The organism is Pseudomonas sp. SDO5522_S412 (genome assembly GCF_054071215.1).
In genome coordinates this window covers 1-25,017 of the sequence record NZ_JBSVWQ010000038.1, presented here as the reverse complement: position 1 = coordinate 25,017, position 25,017 = coordinate 1, and the positions used below count along the sequence as shown (strand labels likewise).

Sequence of the window (25,017 nt, the reverse complement as noted above, 5' to 3'; positions counted from 1 at the left end):
GTGTAGCAAAAAGGTACGACGATCAGCGCTGGATCTCGCGATCACGGTCCAGCTGGTAGGGCAGGTCGAGCAGCTGAAGGCCGGGGCCTTCCAGCGTGCCTACATGCACATCGCCACTCTCTGCTGCTTCGGCTTGCAGCACCGCTAGAAGTTCAATCGCCTGATCGGCACGGGCGGCAATCACCACCTCGCCGATGGCACTATTGTGATTCGGGGAGAACAGTGGGGTGCCGGGCTCAGGCAGCTCGCCGGCATTCAGGCTCAGGCGATACAGGCGACGCTTGAGTTTGCCCAAATACTGCATGCGCGCGACGATTTCCTGGCCGGTGTAGCAGCCTTTCTTGAAGCTGACGCCGCCGACGGCTTGCAGGTTGAGCATCTGCGGGATGAACAGTTCGCGGGTCTGGGGCATGACCTGGCCGATACCGGCACGGATCTGGCCCAGCAGCCATTGGTTCAGTTCACCTTCGTTCAATTGTGCGGCGAGTTGGCTGTGCAGGGTTTGAGCTTGGGCGGCGGGGGCCCAGAGTTCGGCACGGCCCGGCGATACGCGGATGGCGATCAGGTCGTCGCTGCGCACCACGCTGTCGGTCTCGGCGGGTAGTTGGAGGCCGAGGCCGGCCAGTACCTGATCGGCATCCGACACACCGAAACGCGCCCAGGCAGCGCTTTCGTCGGTGAGTTTGGATTTGGAGAACACGGCGTACTTTTTCAGGTCCGCCAGTTGTGGCTCCAGCAGTTCGGTGGCCATGGCCAGCAACACGCCATCGCCTTGCAGCAGGATGCGGAAGCTCGACTGCATGCGCCCTTTCTGGGTGCAGCGCGCGCCCAGGCTGGCCTGGGTGTCACTCAGGTAGTTAAGGTTGCAGGTCAGTTGTCCCTGGAGGAACTTGGCAGCGTCGGAACCGCGGACGGCGAGAACGCCTTCGTGGGACAGGGGGCAGAAAAAAGCAGAGTCAGCCATGGGTCATCGCAGGTTAAAAAGTCATGAGTGCATCATAGAGGGGCGCCCGGCAAATGGATAGTTTCCGTATGGCCGACCAAAGCCGACTGTTCCAGGCAGCTTCGGCCTGTATACTTGCGCTCTATTTGAGGAGCGCTCCATGGTCGAAGATGTAGAACTCAATCGCCTCTACTGGCACAGCCGCCGCGGCATGCTTGAACTGGACGTGTTGCTGGTACCGTTCGTCAGGGAGGTCTATCCGCACCTCAACGACGTCGACCGCGACTGCTACCGCAAGCTGCTGGAATGCGAGGATCAGGACATGTTCGGCTGGTTCATGGAACGCGCCGAATCGGAAGACCCGGAGCTGCAGCGCATGGTTCGGATGATTCTGGATCGTGTCCAGCCCAAGTAATACGTTCGAATGCCGCTGGCACGCCTCCGGGCAGTTGCTGGCGGCTTATCTTTTCGCCCAGGCGTTCGCACTGGGTGCGCTGTGGTTTCTCGATGTGTCCCCGTGGTTCGGAGCCTTTGGCGCCTTGTTGTGCCTGGCCCATGCCGGTTGGGTATTGCCGCGTCATATCCTGCTGACTCACCGTTCGTCGATCCGTGGCCTGCGCCGCGACGAGGATGGCTGGCAGTTGTGGAGCGCCGCGCGTGGCTGGCACAGCGTGCAACTGCGCCCCGACAGTCTGGCGTTGCCGTTGATCGTGGTGCTGCGCTTTCGGGTGCAGGGTGACTGGCGGGTGCGTTCGATCTGCGTGCCACGGGATTCGCAGGCTACCGATGTGCATCGGCGCCTGCGGGTACGCTTGAAGTTCAGCCGCCGTAGGTGGTTGGCACCAGAATAGTGTCGCGCGCTTCGGGCAGCATTTGCGGGTAGTCGAGGGTGTAATGCAATCCCCGGCTTTCCTTGCGCTCCATGGCCGAGCGGATCATCAGTTCCGCCACCTGGGCCAGGTTGCGCAGCTCGATCAGGTCGCGGCTGACTTTATAGTTGCTGTAGAACTCGTCGATCTCATCCAGCAACAGTCGAACCCGGTGCTGCGCCCGCGCCAGGCGCTTGTTGGTGCGCACGATGCCCACGTAGTCCCACATGAAGCGCCGCAACTCGTCCCAGTTGTGGGCGATGATCACGTCTTCGTCCGAATCGGTCACCTGGCTGGCGTCCCAGCGGGGCAGGGCGGCCGGCACCGGGATGCGCGGCAGCTGTTCAAGGATGTCGGCGGCGGCGGAGCGGGCGTACACGAAACACTCCAGCAACGAATTGCTGGCCATGCGGTTGGCGCCGTGCAGGCCGGTGAAGCTGGTTTCGCCAATGGCGTACAGGCCGGGCACGTCGGTGCGGCCGTTCTGGTCGACCATCACGCCGCCGCAGGTGTAGTGCGCCGCCGGGACGACCGGGATCGGGCCCTTGGTGATGTCGATATTGAACGCCAGGCAGCGCTCGTAGACCGTCGGGAAATGGGTCTTGATGAAGGCTTCGGGCTTGTGGCTGATGTCCAGGTAGACGCAGTCGATGCCCAGGCGCTTCATTTCATGGTCGATGGCCCGGGCGACGATGTCCCGCGGGGCCAGTTCTGCTCGTGGGTCGAAGCGCTGCATGAAACGTTCGCCGTTGGGCAGCTTCAGGTGTGCGCCTTCGCCGCGCAGGGCTTCGGTGATCAGGAAGCTCTTGGCCTGCGGGTGATACAGGCAAGTGGGGTGGAACTGGTTGAATTCCAGGTTCGCCACCCGGCAGCCCGAACGCCAGGCCATGGCAATGCCGTCACCGCAGGCGCCGTCGGGGTTGCTGGTATAGAGGTAGACCTTCGCTGCGCCGCCCGAGGCGAGAATGGTGAAGCGCGCGCCGTAGGTGTCGACTTCGCCGCTGGCCCGGTTGAGCACGTAGGCGCCGAGGCAGCGTTCGCCCGGCAGGCCAAGGCGCTTTTCGGTGATCAGGTCGACGGCGACCCGCTGTTCCAGCAGTTCGATGTTGGGGCGTTGCCGGGCCTGGGCGAGCAGGGTCTTGAAGATCGCGGCGCCGGTGGCGTCGGCGGCATGGATGATCCGCCGATGGCTGTGGCCGCCTTCGCGGGTCAGGTGGAACTCGAAGCCGCCGTCGTCGGTGCCGGAATGTTCGTCGCGGGTGAAGGGCACGCCCTGGTCGATCAGCCACTGGATGGCTTCGCGGCTATGCTCGACGGTGAAGCGCACCGCTTCTTCATTGCACAGGCCGCCGCCGGCATTCAGGGTGTCTTCGACGTGGGATTGCACGGTGTCGGTGTCATCGAGCACCGCGGCGACACCGCCCTGGGCCCAGAACGTCGAGCCATTGGCGAGGTCGCCCTTGCTCAGTACGGCTATGCGCAGGTGGCCCTGCAGGGTCAGTGCAAGGCTCAAGCCCGCAGCGCCGCTGCCAATCACCAGGACATCGTGTTGAAACTGTTGGCTCATTTGAAGGATTCCGCAAAAAGCGATCCGTAGGGGGGCGCAAACAGGACGCCTGGATCGGCGAATCAAAGGGTGACACGGCCCACTAGTATATAGAGGGGGGGAGCGGCACAATAGCCGGGCATTCGTGGCATTGTGAGACTACGGGCAACGAACTGCACGGCTTTCATGAAACGGACAGCGATTGGGATGGGAACTTTTTGCATAGGCCCCGACTCAATAGCAGGATGCCCGAAAGCTGGGAACACGCTGGATTTGCTGAGCCGCGTCTGTGTCAGGCGCGTCAGGAAACTGGCGACAGATTATTCGCGCAGCCGGCATTGCCCGCGCTGCGTTTTTCGTGTGTGCCAAATCAGTGCGCGCCGGAAACTTGCTTGGAGGGGGAGAACTTTTGCGAAAAGTCCGAGTCTATGTTTGCAAGCCTGATCGATTAGTTATGCAAGCCTCCTTCAAGTACAACGAGGAGTGTTCATGCTAACCCAGGAAGAGGATCAGCAGCTGGTCGAGCGCGTTCAACGCGGCGACAAGCGGGCATTTGATCTGCTAGTGCTGAAATACCAGCACAAAATTCTCGGGTTGATCGTGCGGTTTGTGCACGACACCCATGAAGCGCAGGACGTTGCACAGGAAGCCTTTATCAAGGCGTACCGTGCACTCGGTAATTTCCGCGGTGACAGTGCGTTTTACACGTGGCTGTATCGCATCGCCATTAACACGGCGAAGAACTATCTGGTTTCTCGCGGTCGCCGCCCGCCGGATAGTGATGTTAGTTCGGAAGATGCTGAATTTTATGATGGTGATCACGGCCTCAAGGATCTCGAGTCGCCGGAGCGTGCATTGCTGCGCGACGAGATCGAAGGAACCGTCCATCGCACTATTCAACAACTGCCAGAAGATTTGCGTACGGCGTTAACTTTACGTGAATTCGATGGTCTGAGTTACGAAGACATTGCGAGCGTCATGCAATGTCCGGTGGGTACCGTACGCTCCCGGATCTTCCGGGCTCGGGAAGCCATCGATAAAGCCCTGCAGCCGTTGTTGCAGGAAAACTGAGACAGCGGCGACAGCCAAGAGAGGAACCGCCATGAGTCGTGATGCCCTGCAGGAATCGCTGTCCGCAGTGATGGATAACGAAGCGGATGAACTGGAACTTCGTCGAGTGCTTAATGCATTTGATGATGCCGAAACCCGTGATACCTGGTCTCGTTACCAAGTCGCTCGGGCGGTGATGCACAAGGATCTTCTAATCCCTCGTCTGGATATTGCTGCGGCCGTTTCTGCTGCACTGGCTGATGAAGCCGTTCCGGCAAAAGCTGCTCGCGGTCCTTGGCGTAGCCTGGGCCGTCTGGCAGTCGCTGCTTCGGTGACCGTCGCTGTATTGGCAGGTGTCCGCCTGTACAACCAGGACGAAATCGCCGGTGCCGAACTGGCCCAACAGACCCAGCAACCGGTCATGGCCGGCCCGCAGGTCAAGGGTCCAGCCGTACTGGCCGGCTACAAGGAAAGCTCCGATACCACCGGGCCTATGGCCAACGGTGTACTTCAAGGGCAATCCGGCTGGCAGGATCAGCGTCTTCCAGGCTACCTGCGCCAACACGCACAGGAATCGGCCTTGAAAGGCACTGAAAGCGCTCTGCCTTACGCTCGCGCTGCAAGCCTGGAAAACCGCTAGTCCGCCAAGGAGCTTTATGCGCGCCATACCGCTCCTTGCGCTTTTGCTCAGTGGCTGGTTTGCAGTCCCCGCCCATGCCGATGAAGCCCAAGACTGGCTGACGCGTCTTGGGCGGGCGGAGCAGCAGCAAAGCTTTCAGGGCACCTTCATCTACGAGCGTAACGGTAGTTTTTCTACCCATGACATCTGGCATCGTGTCCAGAATGGTCAGGTCCGTGAGCGGCTTTTGCAGCTCGATGGTTCTGCCCAGGAAGTCCTGCGCGTCGATGGCCGTACCCAATGCGTGAGCGGCACGCTGGTTGCCGGGCTTGGGGGCTCCCCCAATACCTCTGCGCGTACCCTTGATCCGCAAAAACTCAAAGCGTTCTACGATCTTGCCGTCATCGGCAAATCGCGCGTGGCCGGTCGGAATGCGGTGATCGTCTCCGTGACCCCCCGCGATCAATACCGTTATGGTTTTGAGCTGCATCTGGATCGTGAAACTGCGCTGCCATTGAAGTCATTGTTGCTTAACGACCAGGGCCAGTTGCTGGAGCGTTTCCAGTTCACCCAGCTCAATACATCGGTGCCTGACGATCGTGATTTGCAGCCCAGTGGCGAATGCACGCCGGTGGCGGTGACCAACGCCAAGGCCCCGGAGGTCGAGATCCCTCAGGATTGGCGCCTCGACTGGTTGCCACCAGGCTTTCAGCTGGTCAACAGCAGTGCCCATAAAGACTCCCACACCAAGGTAACCGTCAGCAGTCTGATGTATGACGATGGTCTGGCGCGTTTTTCGGTATTCCTGGAGCCGCTTAACGGTGCGACCGTAAACGAGACCCGCACCCAGTTGGGCCCGACAGTCGCCGTTTCACGGCGGTTGAATACCCTGGAAGGCGAGGTGATGGTGACCGTCGTCGGCGAGATCCCGATTGGCACCGCCGAGCGAATTGCGCTGTCACTACGCAGTGGCACCGTGCCCGCCAAGCCTTGAGTTGTTAATCCTATGTTCATCCTGATATTTCAATGTTGCGCAGGAGATAGTCGATGCCTGCCTCTGCCGAGAGCATGAAATGTCTGGATCATTTTTTTCACTTGCTAATATCCCCTATGTTTTTTATAGGTCAGGGCTTAACGGCCCTGGCCTTGTTTTGTTCGCGGAACAAAAATGTCGGTCGCAGTTTTTCGGCGTTTATTGAACCCTGTCGCTCAACCCTGCTCGTCGTAACGGGAGCTGTATGTCGATACCACGTTTGAAGTCTTACCTATCCATAGTCGCCACGGTGCTGGTGCTGGGTCAGGCCGTTACCGCGCAAGCGGCCGAGCTGCCTGACTTCACCCAACTGGTGGAGCAGGCGTCGCCTGCCGTGGTGAACATCAGTACTACGCAGAAGCTGCCGGATCGTAAGGTCTCCAACCAGCAGATGCCCGACCTGGAAGGCCTGCCGCCGATGCTGCGGGAGTTCTTCGAACGCGGCATGCCCCAGCCGCGCACGCCGCGTGGCGGTGGTGGCGGCCAGCGTGAGGCCCAGTCCCTGGGCTCGGGCTTCATCATCTCGCCTGACGGCTACATCCTCACCAACAACCACGTGATTGCCGACGCCGACGAGATCCTGGTGCGCCTGGCGGACCGCAGTGAGCTGAAAGCCAAGCTGGTGGGCACCGACCCACGTTCCGACGTTGCCCTGCTGAAAATCGAAGGCAAGGACCTGCCGGTGCTGAAACTGGGCAAATCCCAGGACCTGAAAGCCGGCCAATGGGTCGTCGCCATCGGTTCGCCGTTTGGTTTTGACCATACTGTGACCCAGGGTATCGTCAGCGCCATCGGTCGCAGCCTGCCGAACGAAAACTACGTGCCGTTCATCCAGACCGACGTGCCGATCAACCCGGGCAACTCCGGCGGTCCGTTGTTCAACTTGGCGGGTGAAGTCGTTGGCATCAACTCGCAGATCTACACCCGCTCCGGTGGTTTCATGGGCGTTTCGTTCGCGATTCCGATCGACGTGGCCATGGACGTTTCGAACCAGCTGAAAACCGGTGGTAAAGTCAGCCGCGGCTGGCTGGGGGTGGTGATCCAGGAAGTGAACAAGGACCTGGCTGAATCCTTCGGTCTCGACAAGCCGGCCGGAGCCCTGGTCGCGCAGATACAGGACGATGGCCCTGCTGCCAAAGGTGGCCTGCAAGTCGGTGACGTGATCTTGAGCATGAACGGCCAGCCGATCGTCATGTCTGCGGACTTGCCACACCTGGTGGGCGCGCTCAAGGCCGGCAGCAAGGCCAAGCTGGAAGTGATTCGTGACGGCAAGCGCCAGAACGTCGAACTGACCGTCGGTGCGATCCCGGAAGAAGGCGCGGCGCTGGATGCGCTGGGCAACAGCAAGCCAGGTGCCGAGCGCAGCAGCAATCGCCTGGGCATTGCCGTAGTCGAGTTGACCGACGAACAGAAAAAGAGCTTCGACCTCAAGAGCGGTGTAGTGATCAAGGAAGTCCAGGACGGTCCTGCCTCCCTGATCGGCCTGCAACCAGGTGATGTCATCACCCACCTGAACAACCAGGCTATCAACTCCACCAAAGAGTTCACCGACATCGCCAAGGCGCTGCCGAAGAACCGTTCGGTGTCGATGCGCGTCCTGCGTCAGGGGCGTGCCAGCTTCATTACCTTCAAACTGGCCGAGTAATCCGCTAGTCCAATAAAAAGCCCCGCTCTCGATGTTCGAGAGCGGGGCTTTTTTGTGGCTGAAAGGTTTAGCCCATCATGTCTTTGACCATGCGTTCCTGGTCGATCAGTTCACGCTGGCGTGCGTCGATACGTGACGAAAGCGGGAAGTTGCTGCCGGCGCGACGCTTGGCGAAATCCAATTGCTGGATGGCCTGCTTGAAATCTCCCACCAGCGCGAAGTACTCGGCCCGGGCCTGATGCAGGCCGATGATATTGCCCGACAAGCCACGGGTTTCCGCAACCTGGTACCAGACGTCCGGATCGTCCGGGCGAGACTTCAACAATCCTTCCAGGGCTTTTTCCGCGTCAGCGTTGCGGTTCTGCTTGAGCAGCAGATCCACACGAACCTGGTTCAGCGGATAGTTGCCTGGATATTGCGTCAACATTCGGTCCGTACGCTGCTGGGCATCCGGCAGGCGATTGTTGGTCATGTCCAGCTCGATCTGCGCCAGGTTGTAGGTGATGTCGTTGGGCGCCTTGGCCAGCAGCGGCTTGAGGTTTTCCCGGGCCAGGTTGAACTGGGCACCCTTGATCTGAGCGATGGCGAGGCCATAACGCGCGATATCGTTCTTCGGATTTTCATCCAGCTGGGCCTGGAAACGTTTGGCGGCCAGCCCCGGGGTGTCTTCGTAATACAGTTGCACTCGAGCACGGATCAGTTGATAGCGCAGGCTGTCCTCAATGCCACCCAGCTTGGCTTGCTCCGCACGGTTGCGGGTGTCGGCGATCCGCGATTCGGTTACCGGGTGAGTCAGCAGGAATTCAGGCGGCTTGGCATCGAAACGGTACTGGCGCATCAAGCGCTCGAACATGGTTGGCATGGACCGTGGGTCGTAGCCGGCTTTCTCCAGGTTGAGAATGCCGATGCGGTCAGCCTCTTGCTCGTTTTGCCGTGAAAAGCGCCGTTGCTCCTGGATCGCGGCGGCCTGGCTGCCGGCGATCGCGGCAATGCCCGCATCGCCTGCGCCAGCGGCGGCAGCGATGATGCCGCCGAGCAGCGCAGCCATCATCGGGATCTGCATGCGCTGCTGTGCTTCCACGCCTCGTGCGAAGTGACGTTGGGACAAGTGAGCCAGTTCGTGGGCCAGTACCGAGGCATATTCGCCTTCGGTCTGGGCGTTGAGGAACAGGCCGCCGTTGACCCCGACGATGCCGCCCGGTGCGGCAAAGGCGTTCAACTGCGGGCTGTTGATCAGAATGAATTCCAGGCGCCGGTCATTGACCTGGCTGGTTTCCACCAGCTTATAAACGCTGGATTCGACGTAATCCTTGAGCTGCGGGTCGTTGAGTTGCGAGACCTGGCCACGCAGGTAGGCCAGCCATGCCCGACCCAGATCGTATTCCTGTTTTGGCGAAACAATGGCAGAACTGGCGTCGCCAAGTGACGGCAGGTCGTCGGCGAAGCCTGGAGAGGCAAGCAGGCAAGCCAGCGTCAGCAGGGTAGGGCGCAAAAAAGTCATGCACAAAGCCTTTCGACAAAGAGCTTACTGTAGCCGGACACTGAGCTTCGGACCAGATATTCTAAGCGCCCTCGACGCCCACCCGGAGTTAGACCATGACCGACGCTGTAGCCTTCGATGCCGAACTGGATGCCAGTGGCCTTAACTGCCCGCTGCCGTTGCTCAAGGCCAAGCTGGAGCTCAATCGGCTGGCCAGCGGCGCGGTGCTCAAGGTGATCGCCACGGACGCTGGCTCCCAGCGGGACTTTCGTACGTTTGCCAAGCTGGCCGGCCACACCCTGCTGCATGAAGAAGACGAAGCGGGCGTCTATCGTTACTGGTTGCGCAAGGCCTGAATCGCTTGAATATGCTGTCCTTATCGCCTGAGGTTTATTGATGTTCAAAGTGTTACGTGACTGGATTCAGCGCTACTTCTCCGACGAAGAAGCCGTGGTGCTGGCCGTCCTGCTATTTCTTGCCTTTACGGCCGTGCTCACTTTGGGCGGCATGCTGGCGCCGGTACTGGCGGGGATGGTGCTGGCGTACCTGATGCAAGGCCTGGTCTCCATCCTGGAGCGTCTGCGCTTGCCGGGTGGGGCAGCGGTGGGTCTGGTATTTGCCTTGTTCATGGGGCTGTTGCTGGTATTTATCGTGATCGTGGTGCCTTTGCTGTGGCACCAGTTGATCACCTTGTTCAACGAGCTACCGGGCATGCTCGCCAAGTGGCAGTCATTGCTGCTGCTGTTGCCTGAGCGCTATCCGCACCTGGTGTCGGACGAGCAGGTGCTGCAGGCCATTGAGGTGGCTCGCGGCGAAATCGGAAAGTTCGGACAGTGGGCGCTGACCTTTTCCCTTTCGAGCTTGCCGCTGCTGGTCAACATCATGATCTACCTGGTACTGGTGCCGATCCTGGTGTTTTTCTTCCTCAAGGACCGCGAGATGATCGGTCGCTGGGTGCGTGGCTATCTGCCCCGTGAGCGTGCGCTGATTACCCGGGTCGCCGAGGAAATGAACCGGCAGATTGCCAACTACATCCGCGGCAAGGTTATCGAGATCTTTATCTGCGGTGGTGTCACTTACATCGGTTTTGTCGCGCTGGGGCTTAACTACGCTGCCCTGTTGGCGCTGCTGGTGGGGGTTTCAGTGGTGGTGCCATACGTTGGCGCGGTGGTGGTGACGGTGCCGGTGATGTTGATCGCGCTGTTCCAGTGGGGCTGGAGTGATCAGTTCATCTACCTGATGGCGGTGTACGGCATCATCCAGGTGCTGGACGGCAACGTGCTGGTGCCGCTGCTGTTCTCCGAGGCGGTGAACCTGCATCCGGTGGCGATCATCTGTGCGGTGTTGTTGTTTGGCGGGTTGTGGGGCTTCTGGGGGGTGTTCTTTGCGATTCCCCTGGCGACGCTGTTCAAGGCGGTGCTGGATGCCTGGCCTCGGCAGGAGCCGGTGGTGGCGCCGTTACTCTGATATTTGTGGTGCCGGTGCAGGGCCTCATCGCGGGCAAGCCCGGCTCCCACATTGACTGAGTTGTCCTGTCGAACAATGATCACAGGTGGGAGCTGGCTTGCCTGCGATAGCTATTTCAAAGCCAGCAGGTGAATCAAGCCTGGTTCAGCGCCTGCGCCGCTTCGAGCACTGCATCCACATGGCCTGGCACTTTCACACCGCGCCATTCCTGGCGCAGTACGCCATTCTTGTCGATCAGGAAGGTGCTGCGATCAACACCCAGGTATTCCTTGCCATACAGCTTCTTCAGCTTGATCACATCAAACAGCTGGCAAACCGCTTCGTCCTTGTCGCTGATCAGCTCAAAGGGGAATTCCTGCTTGGCCTTGAAGTTCTCGTGGGACTTCACGCTGTCCCGGGACACGCCAAACACCTCGGTGTTGGCCGCCTTGAACGCAGCATGCTGGTCACGGAAGCCCTGGCCTTCAGTGGTGCAGCCCGGGGTGCTGTCTTTCGGGTAGAAGTAGATCACCACTTGCTTGCCCTTGAGCCCGGCGAGGCTGAAGGTTTGCCCGCTGGTGGCCTGGGCTTCGAAGTCGGCTACCGGTTGGTCGATCACTACAGACATGAAGACTTCCTTACATAGGGTTCTGTGGGCGCCAAGGCTCGATCAGTGCGTCGAGGTTCAGGGCATCGGCGAAATCCAGGAACTGGTCGCGCAGCCAACTGATCTGTACGCCGGCCGGCAAGGTCACGGTAAAGGTGGCGTTGAGCATGGTGCCGCCGGTCTGCGGAGCCTGATAGGTGTCGCAGGTCAGGTTTTCCAGCTCGACGTTGTGGTCGATAAAGAACTGGCACAGCTCGTTGACGATGTCCGAGCGGTAGGCCGAACTGACATAGGCCACGTAGGGCAGGGCCTGCGGACGGTTTTCCAGGGCGGCGCTGCGCACCACGTTGACCGTGAAGTCATGCTTCTTCGCCAAACCCGGTAAACCGGTTTCAAGGCGGGCCAGGGCATCCCAGGTCCCGGAAATCTGCAGGACCAGCGCACTGCACTCGCCATGGCGGGTCAGGCGGGAGGTCACGACGGCGCAGCGGTTTTCATGGCTGGCGCGGCACAGGACGTTAGTCAGCTCCATGGGGTTGGCGCCGAGGGCACTGATGACAAGGAATTGTTCGCGGACTGTGGGGGTGGACATGCAGCCTTCCTAAAGCGATGAGCGGTCGATACGATGCAAGCGGTATCAATCAAAGGATGAAGGGTAGCGAAAACCATCGCCAAGGGCTAGGAGGTGGCGTTTTCATTACGTAATCAGCTTCATCAAACCCCGCTTTGGCCGAATGATGGCGCTGCTGCGAACTAAGTTGATCCAGAACGCATCCTCAGGCGGTACTTCGCTTGTACAAGCATCTTGGCGCCAGTACCATTACCGCTCTCTTTTTCCGGCAGGAGCGGTTGCATGATTGCGGGCAGTATGGTGGCACTGGTCACACCCATGGATGCACAAGGTAATCTCGACTGGGACAGCCTGGGCAAACTGGTGGACTTCCACCTGCAAGAGGGCACCAACGCCATCGTGGCGGTCGGCACCACAGGTGAATCGGCCACACTGGATGTGGAAGAACACATCGAAGTGATCGAGTTCGTGGTCAAGCGCGTTGCAGGGCGCATTGCTGTCATCGCCGGCACGGGCGCCAATTCGACCCGCGAAGCGATCGAATTGACCAGCAACGCCAAGAAAGCCGGCGCCGATGCCTGCCTGCTGGTGACGCCGTACTACAACAAGCCGACCCAGGAAGGCCTGTACCTGCACTTCCGCGCCGTTGCCGAAGCGGTCGATATCCCGCAGATCCTCTACAACGTACCCGGTCGCACCGCCTGCGACATGAAGGCCGAGACCGTGATCCGCCTGTCCACCGTACCGAACATCATCGGTATCAAGGAAGCCACCGGTGACCTGCAGCGCGCCAAGGACATCCTGGCCGGCGTCAGCAGCGACTTCCTGGTGTACTCCGGTGACGACGCCACGGCGGTCGAGCTGATCCTGCTGGGCGGCAAAGGCAACATCTCGGTGACTGCCAACGTTGCACCGCGCGCCATGAGCGAGCTGTGTGCCGCGGCCATCGCCGGTGATGCGGTCAAGGCCCGGGCGATCCACGAACAACTGGCACCGCTCAACAAAACCCTGTTTATCGAATCCAACCCTATCCCCGTGAAATGGGCGCTGCATGAGATGGGCCTGATGCCGGACGGTATCCGTCTGCCGCTCACCTGGCTCAGCGAAGCCTGTCACGAACCGCTGCGACAGGCCCTGCGCCAGTCCGGCGTCCTGGTTTAATTGAGGAAGCACTACGCATGAAGCGATTGGCCGGACTTTCCGCACTTGCCTTGATTATCTCCAGCACCAGTGGCTGCGGTTGGATCTGGGGCCCGGAAGGCTACTTCCGCGACCGCGGTAGCGATTACCTGGAAGCCCAACAAACCGCCCCGATGAAATTGCCGTCGGACGTCAATGTCGCCAAGCGCCTTGACCCGTTGCTGCCGATTCCGCGCAACGTGGCCGACGACACCGTCAAGGGTGAATACGAAGTGCCGCGTCCACAGCCGTTGTCGGCCGTGGCCGACGCCAGCGACTACAGCCTGCAGAAGAGCGGCGACACCCGTTGGGTCATGGCCCAGCGCCCACCTGCCGAAGTCTGGCCGGTGGCGGTCCAGTTCTTCCAGGACAACGGTTTCCGCATTGACGAACAACGCCCGCAGACCGGTGAATTCACCACCGCGTGGCAGCACACCAGCGAACTGTCGGCATCCATGGCCAAGCGCCTGCAGGCCGGTGGCGTAGCCAATGACAGCGAAGCCCGCATCCGCGTGCGTATCGAGCCAGGCGTGCAACGCAACACCAGTGAAGTCTACGTAGTCAGCGCCGAGCGTCCTGCCGGCAGCACCGCCAACGTCGACTTCACCCCACGTTCGGTCAACACCGGCGTGGACGCTGCCCTGGTCGACGAAATGCTCGCCAGCATGAGCCGTATTTCCGAGAAGGGCGGCTCCGTCTCCCTGCTCGCCGCCGGTAGCTTTGACACACCTAGCCGCGTCAGCCTCAGCGAAGACGGCAGCGGCAACGTGGTGCTCAACCTGGGTGAAGACCTGGACCGCGCCTGGTCGAGTGTCGGCCGCGCGCTGGAGCACGGCGAATGGCGCGTTGAAGACATCAACCGCAGCCTGGGCCTGTACTACATCAACCTGGCCGAAAAAGCCGAGAAGAAAGACGACGAGCCAGGTTTCTTCAGCAAGTTGTTCGGCAGCAAGCCGACCAAGGAAGAGATCGAGACCCGCGCCGAGCGTTACCAGGTTCGTTTGAGCAAGGTAGGCGAAAGCGTGCAAGTCACCGTCGAGAAAAACATCAACACCGTGGCGCCGGCAGAAGTGGCGCGCAAAGTGTTGGGCGTGATTCAGGACAACCTGGGCTGATCCGATGCGTTTTGCCGTTCTCGGCAGCGGTAGCCAAGGGAACGGCACGCTTGTAGCCCATGACGACACGTACGTCCTGGTTGATTGTGGTTTCTCCCTGCGGGAAACCGAGCGGCGCCTGCTGCGCCTGGGGGTTCACCCCGCGCAGCTGAGCGCGATTCTGGTGACCCACGAACATGCCGACCACGTGCATGGCGTGGGTTTGCTGTCTCGGCGCTACAATCTTCCGGTGTACCTGAGTCGCGGCACCTTGCGCGGGATGCGCAAACCGATTGAACCCGCAGGTTTGCTGGCCGGTGGCGAACAATTGCAGATCGGTGCCTTGAGCATCGATGTGATTGAAGTGGCCCACGATGCCCAGGAACCGACGCAATACGTATTCAGTGACGGTGAACGGCGTTTTGGCCTGCTCACTGACCTGGGTTCGTACTGCGCCAAGGTGCTGGACGGTTACCGGGACCTCGACGCATTGATGATCGAGTCCAACCACTGCCGTGACCTGCTTGCGCGTGGCCACTACCCGGCCTTTCTCAAGCAGCGGGTCGGCGGGCAGTTTGGACATTTGAACAACCACCAGGCGGCGTACCTGGTGTATGAGTTGGGCTGGCAAGACCTGCAACACCTGGTCCTGGCCCACCTGAGCAGCAAGAACAACCTGCCGCAGCTGGCCCGGCAATGTTTTGTCGACACCCTTGGGTGCGACCCGGACTGGCTGCAACTGGCCGATCAAGATTCAGGGCTCGACTGGCGACACATCGCCTAGCCCACCTACTTAGCAAGCGGAGCCCATCATGGAAAAACGTGAAGAACTCTACCGCGGCAAAGCCAAATCGGTTTACAAGACCGACGACGCCAACCGCTTGATCCTGCTGTTTCGTAACGACACCTCGGCGTTCGACGGCAAGCGCATCGAACAGCTCGACCGCAAAGGCATGGTGAACAACAAGTTCAACGCCTTCATCATGCAGAAACTCGAAGCGGCCGGCATTCCGACCCAATTCGACAAACTGCTGGGCGACAACGAATGCCTGGTGAAAAAACTCGACATGATCCCGGTCGAGTGCGTCGTGCGTAACTATGCGGCCGGCAGCCTGGTGAAGCGTTTGGGCGTGGAGGAGGGCCTCAAGCTCAACCCCTACACCTTCGAACTGTTCCTGAAAGACGACGCCAAGGGTGACCCGTTCATCAACGAATCCCACGTGGTGGCATTTGGTTGGGGCACGGCTGAACAACTGGCGCGCATGAAAGAACTGTCGCTGAAGGTCAACGACGTCCTGAGCAAACTGTTCGACGACGCCGGCCTGCTGCTGGTGGACTTCAAACTGGAATTCGGTGTGTTCCACGACGGCTCCATCGTCCTGGGCGACGAATTCAGCCCGGACGGCTGCCGCCTTTGGGACAAAGACACTCGCAAGAAGATGGACAAAGACCGCTTCCGCCAGGGCCTCGGTGATGTCATCGAAGCCTACGAAGAAGTCGCCAACCGTCTAGGCGTACCGCTGTAATCGACGCAAGCATCTGATAGCACGGAAAAAAATCGCTTTGGCGCTTTGCTTCCAGGAAACAGGCTGTTATGATGCGCGCCGTTGGAGAGATGCCAGAGTGGCCGAATGGGACGGATTCGAAATCCGTTGTACCTTCACCGGTACCTAGGGTTCGAATCCCTATCTCTCCGCCATTATTGAAAAATGAAAAACCCCCGATAACTTCAATGTTGTCGGGGGTTTTTTGCTTTCAGTCAGAAACTGCATAATGAATTCTGCTACGGTCTTCGTTAATTGGCGCTTCGGACATCGGTCATGAATTTTAAAAAAGTACTGGCGCATTTGCAGGCTGAAGTTCCCGAGCTATTGGCTGTGTATGTGTTCGGTAGCCAAGTGACGGGTGAGGCAGGTAGTGAGAGTGATCTGGATGTTGCGGTCCTTTCTGCGGGAGTGGTCGAGCCTTTATTGCTATGGCAGCTTTCTGGGGAGTTGGCCGATATCGTTGGAGTTCCCGTCGACTTGCTTGATTTGCGCGCAGCCTCAACGGTAATGCAATACCAAGTATTGACCACTGGGCGTCGGCTCTGGTCCGGGAACGTCCAGGCGGGTCTATTCGAGAGCTACGTCCTGAGCGAAAAAACCGCGCTGGACACGGCAAGGGCTGAGTTGTTGGCGGATATCCAGAAGGAAGGGAAAGTTTATGGTCGATGATGTTCTCATCAATAAAGCAGCCAGCATTGAGCGGTGCGTTGCTCGCGCCCGTCAGGAATACGATAAAGATCCCACCAGCTTCGCCACAGATTTCACGCGCCAGGATGCGGCGATTTTTAATATTCAGCGTGCCTGTGAGGCAGCGCTGGACATGGGCCAACACTTGATTCGTCGTGAGCGCCTGGGCGTTCCACAAGGAGCCCGTGACGTGTTTGAATTGTTATGTCAGGGCGGTTGGGTCAATCCTGCGTTGCTGACCAACCTGAAGAACATGGTCGGGTTTCGTAACATTGCTGTTCACGAGTACCAGACGCTTCAATTGCCGATTACTGTAGCGATCATTACAAAACACCTGGATGAGTTTCTAGCATTTAGTTCGCATATTTTGACCAAGGATGCGGGGTTGGAAAATAAACAAGTCTAATCTGTAAATTTTCCATCCCTCTGAATAAGTTTTCCTGCTGCGGTGTTCACCACACAGACCACTCAGGAAACGCCCATGAACAATCCCGCCGACCGCTACGACCGCCTGACCCGCACCTTCCACTGGCTGACCGCCGCCCTGGTGATCTTCATGTTCGCCAGCGCCCACGTCTGGGAAAACCTGGAAAAAGGCACGCCACTGCGCAAGGGCCTGCAATCGGTCCATATCTCCCTGGGCATCGCCATGGCGGTGCTGATCGCTGCACGTATCCTCTGGCGTGTGTTCGGCGGCAATCACCCAAAGGCCGACAATCACCCTGCGCTTAACGTGGCCGCCAAAATCGCCCACGGCTGTCTATACCTGTTGTTACTGACGCAGGTGACCCTGGGCTTCCTGTTCCGCTGGGCCCAGGGCGAGCCCTTCAACTTTTTCGGACTGTTCCCGGTGCCAGCGCCTTTTGTGATCGATCACGAATTGCGAGGCACCCTGGGTGGCCTGCACAACAATGTCGCCTGGGCGATCATCGTACTCGCCGGGCTGCATGCCTGCGCCGCGCTGTGGCATCACTACATCCAGCGCGACAGCACGTTGCGCCGCATGCTGCCGGCCCCTCGTGGCGATCTTCCCTACTGAGTTTGCTGCTGTACTTTCCCTATCGTTACGGAGCATGAATGCCATGAAGAATCGTCCCGAGCACGCCGTTGGTTACCGCACCGCTTTGTTCTTTGGCGCCTGTATGGCCGCCGCGCTATTGGCCGGCCAGGCCCATGCCTCCGGTGACGAATCGGCGCCGCCCAAGCCCAACTGCCCCAAAGGCCAGGTCTGGGATACCAAGACTGGCAAGTGCGTGCTGCAAACCAGCAAGGCCACGTCGGACGCCGACCGCACCGACTACGCCTACCGCCTGGCCAAGGACGGGCGTTACGAAGAAGCCCTGTCACTGCTCGACACCCTGCACAACCCGAACACCGCCAAGGCCCTGAACTACCGCGGCTACGCCACCCGCAAACTGGGGCGCACCGATGAAGGCATCAGCTACTACCTGAAGTCCGTGGCACTGGACCCCAACTACGCACAAGTCCGTGAGTACCTGGGGGAAGCCTACGTCATCAAGGGCCGTGTGGACCTGGCCCAGGAGCAACTGGTGAAGATCAAGGCGTTGTGCAGCACCACCTGCGAAGAGTACGAAGACCTGGCAGAAGCCATCGCCGCCGCGCCTCAGGCTTGAAGCTGTGAGCGAACAGCCGGGAGATTGCCATCACCACAGACGCTGAGTTGCGCCGAGAGTTGAGCCAGCTGTTGCCACGTTTATGGCGATACGGACTGGTGCTGTCGCGACAAAAGCATGTGGCTGATGACCTGGTGCAAGCCACCTGCGTGCGGGCGTTGGAGCGTGCAGGCCAGTTCGTGGCTGGCACGCGGCTGGACCGCTGGTTGCTGACGATCATGCATTCGATCTGGCTTAACGAATTGCGCGCCCAGCGAGTACGGCAAGGGCAGGGGTTTGTCGACGCCGAGCAGGCGTTGTCGTTCGACGGTGAAGCCCTGGCTCAGGACCAGGTCCTGGCCGCACAGGTGATCAAGCGCGTCAATGCATTACCCGAAGCGCAGCGGGAGACTGTTTTTCTGGCCTACGTCGAAGGCCTCTCATACAAGGAAATTGCCGAAGTCCTGCATATTCCCGTAGGAACGGTGATGAGCCGGTTGGCCGCTGCGCGCATGAAGCTGGCTGAAACTGCGCACTCAAGCGGCTTGTTGGATAAATCGAGCGGAGAACGACGATGACTCAAAATACACCACCGTCGGATGAACTGCTGGTGGCTTACCTGGACGGTGAGTTAGACCCTCGGCAGCGTCAGGTTATCGATAACCTGCTGGGGATCGATCCTGCCGTGACGGCCCGCTTGGAGCTGCTCAAGCGCGGCCACTTGCCGTTCAAATCAGCCTTCGATTCGGTTCTCGATCAAGCCCCTACAGAGCGTTTGCAGGTGATGCTCGATGCCTTGCCGCCGGCACAAACACCCACCCTGAGTCGACGCAAATTTCTCGCGGTAGCAGCAAGCTTTGCGGTGGCCGGTGTGGTCGCTGATCGCTTGTTCATGACCTGGCCCCGGCCTGAGCCCGGTTCGGGCTGGCGTGCCTCGGTTGCCGAATACATGGCGCTGTATACGCCCCAGACCCTGGAAAACCTCAGCGCCGATCCCGACTCCCATATCGCCCAGCTGAGTTCGGTCGGGACCCAGCTCGGCCTGCCGTTGAACCCGGATGCAGTACACCTGCCTGGCGCCGAATTTCGCCGCGCACAAATCCTCGATTATGACGGCGTACTGATCGGCCAACTGACCTACCTCGACGCGCGCCACGGCCCGCTGGCGCTGTGCATTACGGCGGCGAAAAAAGGTGCGGTGGCCATGGCCACCGAACAGCGCCGGGGCATGAACGTGGTGTTTTGGTCCAGCCCGTCCCATGCGTTCATGTTGATTGGCAGAAACCCGTTCGAGGATTTGCAGATCATGGCGCGCAGTGCCGAGAAGGCTTTGTCGGCATAGCTTCAATGAGACGATGAGGGCGTCTGCAACGCCCGCCACCGAGCCGGCGTCGTCCCCTCCCAGGAACGAAACGCACGATAAAACGAGTTGGTATCTTCATAGCCCACCAGGCACGCGATCTCGTCTATCTCAATCGACGGCTCGGTGAGCAGATGCCGCACCACTTCCTGGCGGGTTTCCAGCATCAGTTGCCGAAAACTGGTGCCGGCCTCGGTAATGCGCCGTTGCAACGTGCGTTCGCTCATGCCCAGCTCCCGCGCTACCTCGACCATCTCGGGGCGGCCACTGGCCAGGAAGCGCTTGAGGGTGATCTTGACCTGATGGCTGATGCTGGCCGGTGTCGAGGCCTCCGCAAGCGCTGCCACCAGGCCCGGGTTCAGCATTTCGAGCATTTGCGGGTTGTACCCCGGAAAAGGTCGGTCCAGATCGGCGGCGTCCAGTATCAGCGCGTTGCGCCCGGCACCAAAACGCACGGAGCAACCGAAAAACTCGGCCAGTGCACGGCTGCCATCGTCCGGGCGAACCAGTTCGACCTGCAGGGGAGTGATCTGCGTCCGTGCTCCCCGTCGCCCCAATTCAACAAACGTCGCAAACGCCGCATCCACCAGCAGCGCAGGCGGTAATTCTGGCGTGTGCAACCAGTCGATGGTCACCGTACAGGCACGGCCATCCTCGCAAACCAGCAGGCGCTCGGGTGTGCACAATTGCTTGAAGCGGGCGAGGCGGTGCAGGCCATCGCGATAATCCCGGGCGATAAAAGCGGCAAAGCTGGAGGGTGGAAGCGCGGTGATATCCAGCCGCGTCACCAGTAATATCCCGACAGCCGGATCAGGATTAAGTATGCGCACCGCCTCCCACAAGCGAAAGAACTCCAGCGTCGTCACCTGCCGCCGGTCTCGCCGCTCGCGGATATGCAGGGTTATGGGCAAGCGTGCCTGACGGAACACCACCGACGGCTCCAGCCCGACGCTCTGCAGCGCCAGCCAGAACACATCCGGTATGTTGAAACGGGGTTGGGTCACGTCAGGCATGCGCCACCTTTTTCAAAAGCGTGAGATTAATCCGAGGCTGACACGCTGAGGTCATGCCACTTCTTATCCGACTCGGCCAAATCTGCGGCTGCACGGGCGGCGTATTGCACGGCATCGCTGCCGATCAGCAAGCGTAGCGGGGCGTCTTTGTTCAGTGCCAGCTCCAGCACGATTTCGGCAACCCGGTCCGGACCCGTCGGCAGGATGCCGGGGGAGTTGAGCAATTCAACCAGGGCGCCGACCGTTTGTTGGTAGGGCTCACTGATGGCCGGAATCGTCATGGAACTGCCCGACCAGTCCGTGCGCATGCCGCCCGGCTCCAGCACGGTCACCTGGATGCCCAGTGGCGTGACTTCCTGTGCCAGTACTGTGGAAAATCCACCGACTGCCCATTTCGCACTCTGATAAGCGGCCAGGCCGGCCATGCCGATGCGGCCACCCAACGACGATACCTGGAAGATATGCCCACGGCCCTGGGCGCGCAGCACCGGCACCACCGCCTTGCTCATGTGCACCACACCATAGAAGTTGGTGCTGATCTGCGCGGAAAAATCCTCCAGCGTCACATCTTCCACCGACGCCAGGTCACCGTAGCCGGCGTTATTGACCACCACATCCAGGCGACCAAAATGTTTCACCGCGGCATCCACCGCTTCCAGCACCTGCTGGTTATTGGTCACGTCCAGCGCGACCGGATAAATCGCCTCGCCGTATTCTGCCACCAGGTCATCCAACTGCTTGGGATTGCGCGCGGTGGCAACCACACGATCACCGGCGCGCAGGGCGGCTACGGTAATCGAGCGGCCGAGGCCGCGGGAACTGCCGGTGATAAACCATATCCTGGACATTCGAACACCTCTTCGTTTGAGACTGCGGGAGTAACTTGTGAACGAATGATGGTCGACGGGCCTCTCTCATACACTAGCAAGAGGCTGCCAAGTGACTTGCATATCACGCCATTTATTCTGCGGCCAACCGTGCCGACAGGCTTTCGATAAACACCGTCTCCGCCCGGCTCATCTTCTGCTCACGGTTCCACAGCAGGTGGATATCCACGTCGGTAATCCCTTCGTCTGGCGGCAAGCGCCAGAGCAACCCATGCTTCACATCCTCGGCCACCACATGAATCGGCAGGCAGCCCAGGCCAAACCCGGCAATCACCAACCGCCGAACTTCCTCCAGGCTGGAGGACGACGCCACGATGCGCCCGCTGAAGCCCTGCTGGTCGCGAAAGATCGTCAACGGCGAGAGCATCCCGCCGATCTGGTCGCTGGTAAAACTCACGAAGTTCTCCGACTGCAAATCTCCCTCCGCCAGCCCGGTGCGTCCGAACAACGGGTGATGCCGCCCGCAAAAAAATGCATAACGCTGACGTAGGAACAGGTGCTGCTCCAGCCGTGGTTGCGGCCGGCGATTGAGGCTCAGGCCCAGCGTCGCGGTTTTCTCCAGCAGGGCGGCGACGATGTCAGAGCTGCGCATCACCTCAACGTCCAGGTCGACCCGGGGATGCTGGCGATGGAAGTCCGCCAGGAAGTCATCAAAGGTGTCCGAACTGATCCGGCTGATCATCAGCAACCGCACTTTGCCAAGCACCTCGTCGCCAGGCTTTTGCAGGGCGTTGCTCATCTGCGAGACCTGGCCATACATCTCGCCTGCGATAGCGAAGATCTGCTCGCCGGCTTCGGTCAGCACGAAGCGCGGGCCGCGCCGGGCGATCAACTGGCAGTCGAGCTGTTCTTCCAGGCGCTTGAGCGCCTGGCTGATGGCCGGCTGGGTGAGGTGCAGGCGGGCGGCGGCGCGACTGATGCTCAACTCCTGGCCGATCACCCGGAAGGTGCGCAACAGGTTCCAGTCCAGGCGGTCATTGAGCAGCGGATGAACATCGCGGCGGTTTTCAGGCATGTCGACAGCTCGATAATAAGCAGGATTTATAATCGGAATAATAAATAGAAAATTGACTAATCATAGGGCCGAGACGAAAAATCACCCTCAACCAGCGCCATCAGAGCGCGTGCGCCAGACCTTTCTCCTGCCAAAAAAATAACCAAAGGAGCCAGCCCCATGAAGCCTTCCGTTTCGCCGCAGCCGCGCCGTGCCGCGGCCGCTGCTTTCATCGGCACCATGATCGAGTGGTACGACTTTTACATCTACGCCACCGCCGCCGCGCTGGTGTTCGGTCAATTGTTCTTCCCTTCCGACGACAAACTGTTCAGCACCATGGCCGCGTTCGGCACCTTTGCCGTGGGCTTTTTCGCCCGGCCATTGGGCGGCATTGTGTTTGGGCATATCGGTGACCGTATCGGTCGCAAGAAATCCCTGGTGATCACCTTGGTGATGATGGGCGTGGTCACCGTATGTATCGGCCTGTTGCCGACCTATGCGCAGATCGGCGTCGCGGCGCCGGTGTTGCTGGTGCTGCTGCGCATCGTGCAGGGCATCGCCGTTGGCGGCGAGTGGGGCGGGGCGGTGCTGATGGCCGGCGAACATGCACCCAAAGGCCGTCGCAATTTCTTTGCCTCCTTTGCACAGTTGGGCAGCCCGGCGGGTTTGATCCTGTCGTTGCTGGCCTTCAGTGCGGTAACCCGTTTGCCGGAGGCCGACCTGCTCAGTTGGGGCTGGCGCGTGCCGTTCCTGGCCAGTGCCTTGTTGTTGATCGTCGGTCTGGCAATCCGCCTGGGCGTCAACGAATCGCCTGAGTTCCTGGAAGACAAAGCCAAGGCAGAAAAGGCCCGGGCCATCACCCAGGATCAGGCCCCGGTGATCGAAGTGCTGAAAACGGCCTGGCGCCCGCTGCTGCTGTGCATCGGCGCCAACACCCTGGGGATTGCCGGGGTGTATTTCACCAATACCTTCATGATTGCCTACACCACCCAGCAACTTAACCTGCCGCGCTCGTTGATTCTGGAATGCCTGTTTGTCGTGGCCATCATCCAGTTCTGTGTCCAGCCGCTGGCGGCCTGGGTGGCGGAGAAGGTCGGTGCCACACGCTTTCTGTGTGCGATGAGCGTGCTTGCGATGGCCTCGCCTTATCCGATGTTCGTGCTTGTCAGCAGCGGCCAGGCGCCATTGATCATCCTCGGCATCGCCCTGGCCGTGGTGTGCATGGCCTCGTTTTATGCGGTGATTGCAGGCTTCGTCAGCGGCTTGTTCGAAACCCGCGTGCGCTACACCGCCATCTCCCTGGCCTACCAAGTGTGCGGCGCACTGGCCGGTGGCCTCACGCCGTTGATCGGCACCTGGCTGGCCCATGAATACCAGGGCCAGTGGTGGCCGATGGCTGTGTTCTACAGCGCGATCGCGGCGGTTTCGCTGCTGTGCGTACTTGCGTTGTCCCGGCGTCACGCCACCGCCCACCGTCTTGAAATGGCTTGAAGCGTTTGATTGGAGAATGTGTATGTTGAAGATTAATGGCGAGCGCCTGTGGGCCAGCCTGATGGCCATGGCCGAAATCGGCGCCACGGCCCGCGGTGGCAGTTGCCGCCTGGCGTTGAGCGCCGAAGACCAGGCGGGCCGCGCACTGTTCAGCCGCTGGTGTGAAGAGGCCGGGCTGACCCTGAGCGTCGATGCCATCGGCAACCTGTTCGCCCGCCGGGCTGGCACCGACCCTGAAGCTGCGCCGGTGATGATGGGCAGCCACCTCGACACCCAGCCGGAAGGCGGGCGTTTTGATGGCGTCTATGGTGTGCTGGCCGGACTGGAAGTGATCCGCAGCCTCGACGACCACGGCATCAAGACCCGCAAACCGCTGGAAATCGCGGTGTGGACCAACGAGGAGGGCGCCCGGTTTACCCCGGCCATGCTCGGCTCGGCCGTGTTCACCGGCACCTTGGCGTTGGATAACGCGCTGGCCACCCGGGATGTCGCCGGTGTCAGCGTGGCGGATGCGTTGCGCAGCACCGGCTACAACGGCGAGCGCCCCTTGGGTGGCGCGGTGGATGCGTATTTTGAAGCGCACATCGAGCAAGGTCCTATTCTGGAAGACAACGCCAAGAGCATTGGCGTGGTCACCGGTGGGCAGGCGATTCGCTGGCTCGACGTGCGCGTGGAAGGCATGGCCGCCCATGCCGGGACTACGCCGATGCTGCTGCGCAAGGACGCCTTGTACGGCGCCGCGCAGATGATCCAGTCGCTGGAAAACCTGGCGGCTGATTTTGCGCCTGAGGGCCTCACGACCGTGGGTGAATTGAGCATCGCCAAGTCGTCGCGCAACACCATTCCCGGCCTGCTGAATTTTACCGTCGACCTGCGCCATCACCGCGACGCCGACATAGAAGCCATGGAGCAACAGGTGCGCACCCGCTTGCAGGATATCGCTGCCCAACGTGGTCTGAGCGTCACCGTCAGCCCGCACTGGATCAGCCCGGCGACACCGTTTGATGCCGAGTGTGTCGCCTGTGTGCAGTCCGCCGTGGATGCGTTGGGCTATGCCCAGCAATCGATTGTCAGCGGTGCTGGCCATGACGCCATCCACCTGGCGCGGTTCTGCCCCACGGCGATGGTCTTTATCCCGTGTGTGGGCGGCTTGAGTCATAACGAAGCCGAAGATGTGCTGCCCGAGGACGTTCGCCAGGGTACCGATGTATTGCTCAATGCCGTGTTGAAACGTGCCGGCCAGGCTAATTAACGAAACATTTCTGCAAGGTTGAACACGATCAAAATGTAGGAGCTGGCTTGCCTGCGATAGCGGTGGTTCAGGCAACAAATTTGTATCTGAG

At 60.2% G+C, this 25,017-nt stretch carries 28 protein-coding genes and 1 tRNA gene; 21 read left to right on the top strand and 8 right to left on the bottom strand.

Features of this window, described 5'->3' with window-relative positions:
* Positions 1-22: 22 nt before the first annotated feature.
* Positions 23-964, bottom strand: coding sequence for a CAF17-like 4Fe-4S cluster assembly/insertion protein YgfZ (gene ygfZ, locus ACW9I6_RS11415; protein ID WP_102368293.1), 942 nt, complete (start codon positions 962-964; stop codon positions 23-25).
* Positions 965-1,103: 139 nt separating this feature from the next.
* On the opposite strand from ygfZ, the gene ACW9I6_RS11410 reads away from it, so the two are divergent.
* Positions 1,104-1,358 carry an FAD assembly factor SdhE gene (locus ACW9I6_RS11410; RefSeq protein WP_003212000.1) on the top strand — a complete coding sequence of 85 codons (255 nt, stop codon included), beginning with the start codon at positions 1,104-1,106 and terminating at the stop codon, positions 1,356-1,358.
* Complete coding sequence (locus ACW9I6_RS11405) at positions 1,342-1,794, top strand: protein YgfX (RefSeq protein WP_008437845.1); 453 nt, start codon at positions 1,342-1,344, stop codon at positions 1,792-1,794. Before ACW9I6_RS11410 ends, ACW9I6_RS11405 begins: the two co-directional genes overlap by 17 nt.
* Here ACW9I6_RS11405 and nadB read toward each other — a convergent pair.
* Complete coding sequence (gene nadB / locus ACW9I6_RS11400; RefSeq protein WP_457339301.1) at positions 1,763-3,379, bottom strand: L-aspartate oxidase; 1,617 nt, start codon at positions 3,377-3,379, stop codon at positions 1,763-1,765. The two genes, ACW9I6_RS11405 and nadB, sit on opposite strands and share 32 nt — an antisense overlap.
* Before the next feature lie 468 nt (positions 3,380-3,847).
* Here nadB and rpoE point away from each other — a divergent pair, with 468 nt between their 5' ends.
* The 4 genes from rpoE (at position 3,848) to ACW9I6_RS11380 (ending at position 7,705) form a co-directional block, all read left to right on the top strand.
* Positions 3,848-4,429: an RNA polymerase sigma factor RpoE gene (gene rpoE, locus ACW9I6_RS11395; RefSeq protein ID WP_003172477.1), complete on the top strand. Its 582-nt coding sequence runs from the start codon at positions 3,848-3,850 to the stop codon at positions 4,427-4,429.
* A gap of 31 nt (positions 4,430-4,460) precedes the next feature.
* Positions 4,461-5,048 (top strand): sigma-E factor negative regulatory protein, encoded by a 588-nt coding sequence (locus ACW9I6_RS11390; protein WP_003172479.1) that lies wholly within the window; start codon positions 4,461-4,463, stop codon positions 5,046-5,048.
* Between the two features lie 16 nt (positions 5,049-5,064).
* Positions 5,065-6,021: a MucB/RseB C-terminal domain-containing protein gene (locus ACW9I6_RS11385; RefSeq protein ID WP_003211995.1), complete on the top strand. Its 957-nt coding sequence runs from the start codon at positions 5,065-5,067 to the stop codon at positions 6,019-6,021.
* A gap of 244 nt (positions 6,022-6,265) precedes the next feature.
* Positions 6,266-7,705, top strand: coding sequence for a DegQ family serine endoprotease (locus tag ACW9I6_RS11380; protein ID WP_003211993.1), 1,440 nt, complete (start codon positions 6,266-6,268; stop codon positions 7,703-7,705).
* Positions 7,706-7,772: 67 nt separating this feature from the next.
* Here the strand turns inward: ACW9I6_RS11380 and ACW9I6_RS11375 are convergent, their stop codons facing one another.
* On the bottom strand, positions 7,773-9,206 hold the full coding sequence (locus tag ACW9I6_RS11375; RefSeq protein ID WP_003211991.1) for a M48 family metalloprotease: 1,434 nt from the start codon (positions 9,204-9,206) through the stop codon (positions 7,773-7,775).
* Positions 9,207-9,301: 95 nt separating this feature from the next.
* Between ACW9I6_RS11375 and ACW9I6_RS11370 the strand changes: the two genes are divergently transcribed.
* Positions 9,302-9,541, top strand: a complete 240-nt coding sequence (locus ACW9I6_RS11370; protein ID WP_003211989.1) for a sulfurtransferase TusA family protein — start codon at positions 9,302-9,304, stop codon at positions 9,539-9,541.
* 40 nt (positions 9,542-9,581) lie between these two features.
* The gene (locus ACW9I6_RS11365; RefSeq protein WP_003211986.1) at positions 9,582-10,652 is read left to right on the top strand and encodes an AI-2E family transporter; all 1,071 of its coding nucleotides are present in this window, start codon (positions 9,582-9,584) and stop codon (positions 10,650-10,652) included.
* Between the two features lie 133 nt (positions 10,653-10,785).
* On the opposite strand, the gene ACW9I6_RS11360 is transcribed toward ACW9I6_RS11365, so the two are convergent.
* The gene (locus ACW9I6_RS11360) at positions 10,786-11,259 is read right to left on the bottom strand and encodes a peroxiredoxin (protein WP_003211984.1); all 474 of its coding nucleotides are present in this window, start codon (positions 11,257-11,259) and stop codon (positions 10,786-10,788) included.
* A 10-nt stretch (positions 11,260-11,269) separates the two neighbouring features.
* On the bottom strand, positions 11,270-11,830 hold the full coding sequence (locus ACW9I6_RS11355) for a glycine cleavage system protein R (protein ID WP_003172487.1): 561 nt from the start codon (positions 11,828-11,830) through the stop codon (positions 11,270-11,272).
* A 261-nt stretch (positions 11,831-12,091) separates the two neighbouring features.
* Here ACW9I6_RS11355 and dapA point away from each other — a divergent pair, with 261 nt between their 5' ends.
* From dapA to ACW9I6_RS11300, 11 genes are all read left to right on the top strand, one after another.
* Positions 12,092-12,970: a 4-hydroxy-tetrahydrodipicolinate synthase gene (gene dapA, locus ACW9I6_RS11350; protein WP_003211981.1), complete on the top strand. Its 879-nt coding sequence runs from the start codon at positions 12,092-12,094 to the stop codon at positions 12,968-12,970.
* Between the two features lie 17 nt (positions 12,971-12,987).
* Positions 12,988-14,103 (top strand): outer membrane protein assembly factor BamC, encoded by a 1,116-nt coding sequence (gene bamC, locus ACW9I6_RS11345; RefSeq protein ID WP_102604223.1) that lies wholly within the window; start codon positions 12,988-12,990, stop codon positions 14,101-14,103.
* Positions 14,104-14,107: 4 nt separating this feature from the next.
* The gene (locus tag ACW9I6_RS11340) at positions 14,108-14,866 is read left to right on the top strand and encodes an MBL fold metallo-hydrolase (RefSeq protein WP_003211977.1); all 759 of its coding nucleotides are present in this window, start codon (positions 14,108-14,110) and stop codon (positions 14,864-14,866) included.
* A 28-nt stretch (positions 14,867-14,894) separates the two neighbouring features.
* Positions 14,895-15,608 (top strand): phosphoribosylaminoimidazolesuccinocarboxamide synthase, encoded by a 714-nt coding sequence (purC, locus tag ACW9I6_RS11335; RefSeq protein WP_003211975.1) that lies wholly within the window; start codon positions 14,895-14,897, stop codon positions 15,606-15,608.
* Between the two features lie 83 nt (positions 15,609-15,691).
* A tRNA-Ser gene (locus tag ACW9I6_RS11330) sits at positions 15,692-15,781 on the top strand.
* Between the two features lie 121 nt (positions 15,782-15,902).
* Positions 15,903-16,298, top strand: a complete 396-nt coding sequence (gene mntA / locus ACW9I6_RS11325; RefSeq protein WP_087692601.1) for a type VII toxin-antitoxin system MntA family adenylyltransferase antitoxin — start codon at positions 15,903-15,905, stop codon at positions 16,296-16,298.
* Entirely contained in the window at positions 16,288-16,722 is a 435-nt protein-coding gene (gene hepT, locus ACW9I6_RS11320) for a type VII toxin-antitoxin system HepT family RNase toxin (RefSeq protein ID WP_008437859.1), read from the top strand. Before mntA ends, hepT begins: the two co-directional genes overlap by 11 nt.
* Before the next feature lie 75 nt (positions 16,723-16,797).
* Positions 16,798-17,355, top strand: a complete 558-nt coding sequence (locus ACW9I6_RS11315) for a cytochrome b (protein WP_087692600.1) — start codon at positions 16,798-16,800, stop codon at positions 17,353-17,355.
* A 43-nt stretch (positions 17,356-17,398) separates the two neighbouring features.
* Positions 17,399-17,950 carry a tetratricopeptide repeat protein gene (locus ACW9I6_RS11310; RefSeq protein ID WP_003211945.1) on the top strand — a complete coding sequence of 184 codons (552 nt, stop codon included), beginning with the start codon at positions 17,399-17,401 and terminating at the stop codon, positions 17,948-17,950.
* Positions 17,951-18,009: 59 nt separating this feature from the next.
* The gene (locus ACW9I6_RS11305) at positions 18,010-18,507 is read left to right on the top strand and encodes an RNA polymerase sigma factor (protein WP_003211943.1); all 498 of its coding nucleotides are present in this window, start codon (positions 18,010-18,012) and stop codon (positions 18,505-18,507) included.
* Positions 18,504-19,271, top strand: a complete 768-nt coding sequence (locus ACW9I6_RS11300; RefSeq protein WP_003211941.1) for an anti-sigma factor family protein — start codon at positions 18,504-18,506, stop codon at positions 19,269-19,271. The genes ACW9I6_RS11305 and ACW9I6_RS11300 overlap by 4 nt, the downstream gene beginning before the upstream one ends.
* 2 nt (positions 19,272-19,273) lie before the next feature.
* Here ACW9I6_RS11300 and ACW9I6_RS11295 read toward each other — a convergent pair whose 3' ends face one another.
* From ACW9I6_RS11295 to ACW9I6_RS11285, 3 genes are all read right to left on the bottom strand, one after another.
* Entirely contained in the window at positions 19,274-20,302 is a 1,029-nt protein-coding gene (locus ACW9I6_RS11295; protein ID WP_457339300.1) for an AraC family transcriptional regulator ligand-binding domain-containing protein, read from the bottom strand.
* Positions 20,303-20,328: 26 nt separating this feature from the next.
* Positions 20,329-21,150, bottom strand: coding sequence for an SDR family NAD(P)-dependent oxidoreductase (locus ACW9I6_RS11290; RefSeq protein ID WP_457339299.1), 822 nt, complete (start codon positions 21,148-21,150; stop codon positions 20,329-20,331).
* A 112-nt stretch (positions 21,151-21,262) separates the two neighbouring features.
* Entirely contained in the window at positions 21,263-22,204 is a 942-nt protein-coding gene (locus tag ACW9I6_RS11285; protein WP_003211934.1) for a LysR family transcriptional regulator, read from the bottom strand.
* A gap of 159 nt (positions 22,205-22,363) precedes the next feature.
* Here ACW9I6_RS11285 and ACW9I6_RS11280 point away from each other — a divergent pair, with 159 nt between their 5' ends.
* Complete coding sequence (locus ACW9I6_RS11280) at positions 22,364-23,674, top strand: MFS transporter (protein ID WP_177050419.1); 1,311 nt, start codon at positions 22,364-22,366, stop codon at positions 23,672-23,674.
* 22 nt (positions 23,675-23,696) lie between these two features.
* Positions 23,697-24,926: a Zn-dependent hydrolase gene (locus ACW9I6_RS11275; RefSeq protein WP_301050681.1), complete on the top strand. Its 1,230-nt coding sequence runs from the start codon at positions 23,697-23,699 to the stop codon at positions 24,924-24,926.
* Positions 24,927-25,017 lie beyond the last annotated feature (91 nt).

Coding starts and splice junctions, on each gene's coding strand:
- ygfZ (WP_102368293.1), bottom strand. CDS start 964: ATGGCTGACTCTGCTTTTTTCTGCCCCCTGTCCCACGAAGGCGTTCTC.
- ACW9I6_RS11410 (WP_003212000.1), top strand. CDS start 1,104: ATGGTCGAAGATGTAGAACTCAATCGCCTCTACTGGCACAGCCGCCGC.
- nadB (WP_457339301.1), bottom strand. CDS start 3,379: ATGAGCCAACAGTTTCAACACGATGTCCTGGTGATTGGCAGCGGCGCT.
- rpoE (WP_003172477.1), top strand. CDS start 3,848: ATGCTAACCCAGGAAGAGGATCAGCAGCTGGTCGAGCGCGTTCAACGC.
- ACW9I6_RS11390 (WP_003172479.1), top strand. CDS start 4,461: ATGAGTCGTGATGCCCTGCAGGAATCGCTGTCCGCAGTGATGGATAAC.
- ACW9I6_RS11385 (WP_003211995.1), top strand. CDS start 5,065: ATGCGCGCCATACCGCTCCTTGCGCTTTTGCTCAGTGGCTGGTTTGCA.
- ACW9I6_RS11380 (WP_003211993.1), top strand. CDS start 6,266: ATGTCGATACCACGTTTGAAGTCTTACCTATCCATAGTCGCCACGGTG.
- ACW9I6_RS11375 (WP_003211991.1), bottom strand. CDS start 9,206: ATGACTTTTTTGCGCCCTACCCTGCTGACGCTGGCTTGCCTGCTTGCC.
- ACW9I6_RS11370 (WP_003211989.1), top strand. CDS start 9,302: ATGACCGACGCTGTAGCCTTCGATGCCGAACTGGATGCCAGTGGCCTT.
- ACW9I6_RS11365 (WP_003211986.1), top strand. CDS start 9,582: ATGTTCAAAGTGTTACGTGACTGGATTCAGCGCTACTTCTCCGACGAA.
- ACW9I6_RS11360 (WP_003211984.1), bottom strand. CDS start 11,259: ATGTCTGTAGTGATCGACCAACCGGTAGCCGACTTCGAAGCCCAGGCC.
- ACW9I6_RS11355 (WP_003172487.1), bottom strand. CDS start 11,830: ATGTCCACCCCCACAGTCCGCGAACAATTCCTTGTCATCAGTGCCCTC.
- dapA (WP_003211981.1), top strand. CDS start 12,092: ATGATTGCGGGCAGTATGGTGGCACTGGTCACACCCATGGATGCACAA.
- bamC (WP_102604223.1), top strand. CDS start 12,988: ATGAAGCGATTGGCCGGACTTTCCGCACTTGCCTTGATTATCTCCAGC.
- ACW9I6_RS11340 (WP_003211977.1), top strand. CDS start 14,108: ATGCGTTTTGCCGTTCTCGGCAGCGGTAGCCAAGGGAACGGCACGCTT.
- purC (WP_003211975.1), top strand. CDS start 14,895: ATGGAAAAACGTGAAGAACTCTACCGCGGCAAAGCCAAATCGGTTTAC.
- mntA (WP_087692601.1), top strand. CDS start 15,903: ATGAATTTTAAAAAAGTACTGGCGCATTTGCAGGCTGAAGTTCCCGAG.
- hepT (WP_008437859.1), top strand. CDS start 16,288: ATGGTCGATGATGTTCTCATCAATAAAGCAGCCAGCATTGAGCGGTGC.
- ACW9I6_RS11315 (WP_087692600.1), top strand. CDS start 16,798: ATGAACAATCCCGCCGACCGCTACGACCGCCTGACCCGCACCTTCCAC.
- ACW9I6_RS11310 (WP_003211945.1), top strand. CDS start 17,399: ATGAAGAATCGTCCCGAGCACGCCGTTGGTTACCGCACCGCTTTGTTC.
- ACW9I6_RS11300 (WP_003211941.1), top strand. CDS start 18,504: ATGACTCAAAATACACCACCGTCGGATGAACTGCTGGTGGCTTACCTG.
- ACW9I6_RS11295 (WP_457339300.1), bottom strand. CDS start 20,302: ATGCCTGACGTGACCCAACCCCGTTTCAACATACCGGATGTGTTCTGG.
- ACW9I6_RS11290 (WP_457339299.1), bottom strand. CDS start 21,150: ATGTCCAGGATATGGTTTATCACCGGCAGTTCCCGCGGCCTCGGCCGC.
- ACW9I6_RS11285 (WP_003211934.1), bottom strand. CDS start 22,204: ATGCCTGAAAACCGCCGCGATGTTCATCCGCTGCTCAATGACCGCCTG.
- ACW9I6_RS11280 (WP_177050419.1), top strand. CDS start 22,364: ATGAAGCCTTCCGTTTCGCCGCAGCCGCGCCGTGCCGCGGCCGCTGCT.
- ACW9I6_RS11275 (WP_301050681.1), top strand. CDS start 23,697: ATGTTGAAGATTAATGGCGAGCGCCTGTGGGCCAGCCTGATGGCCATG.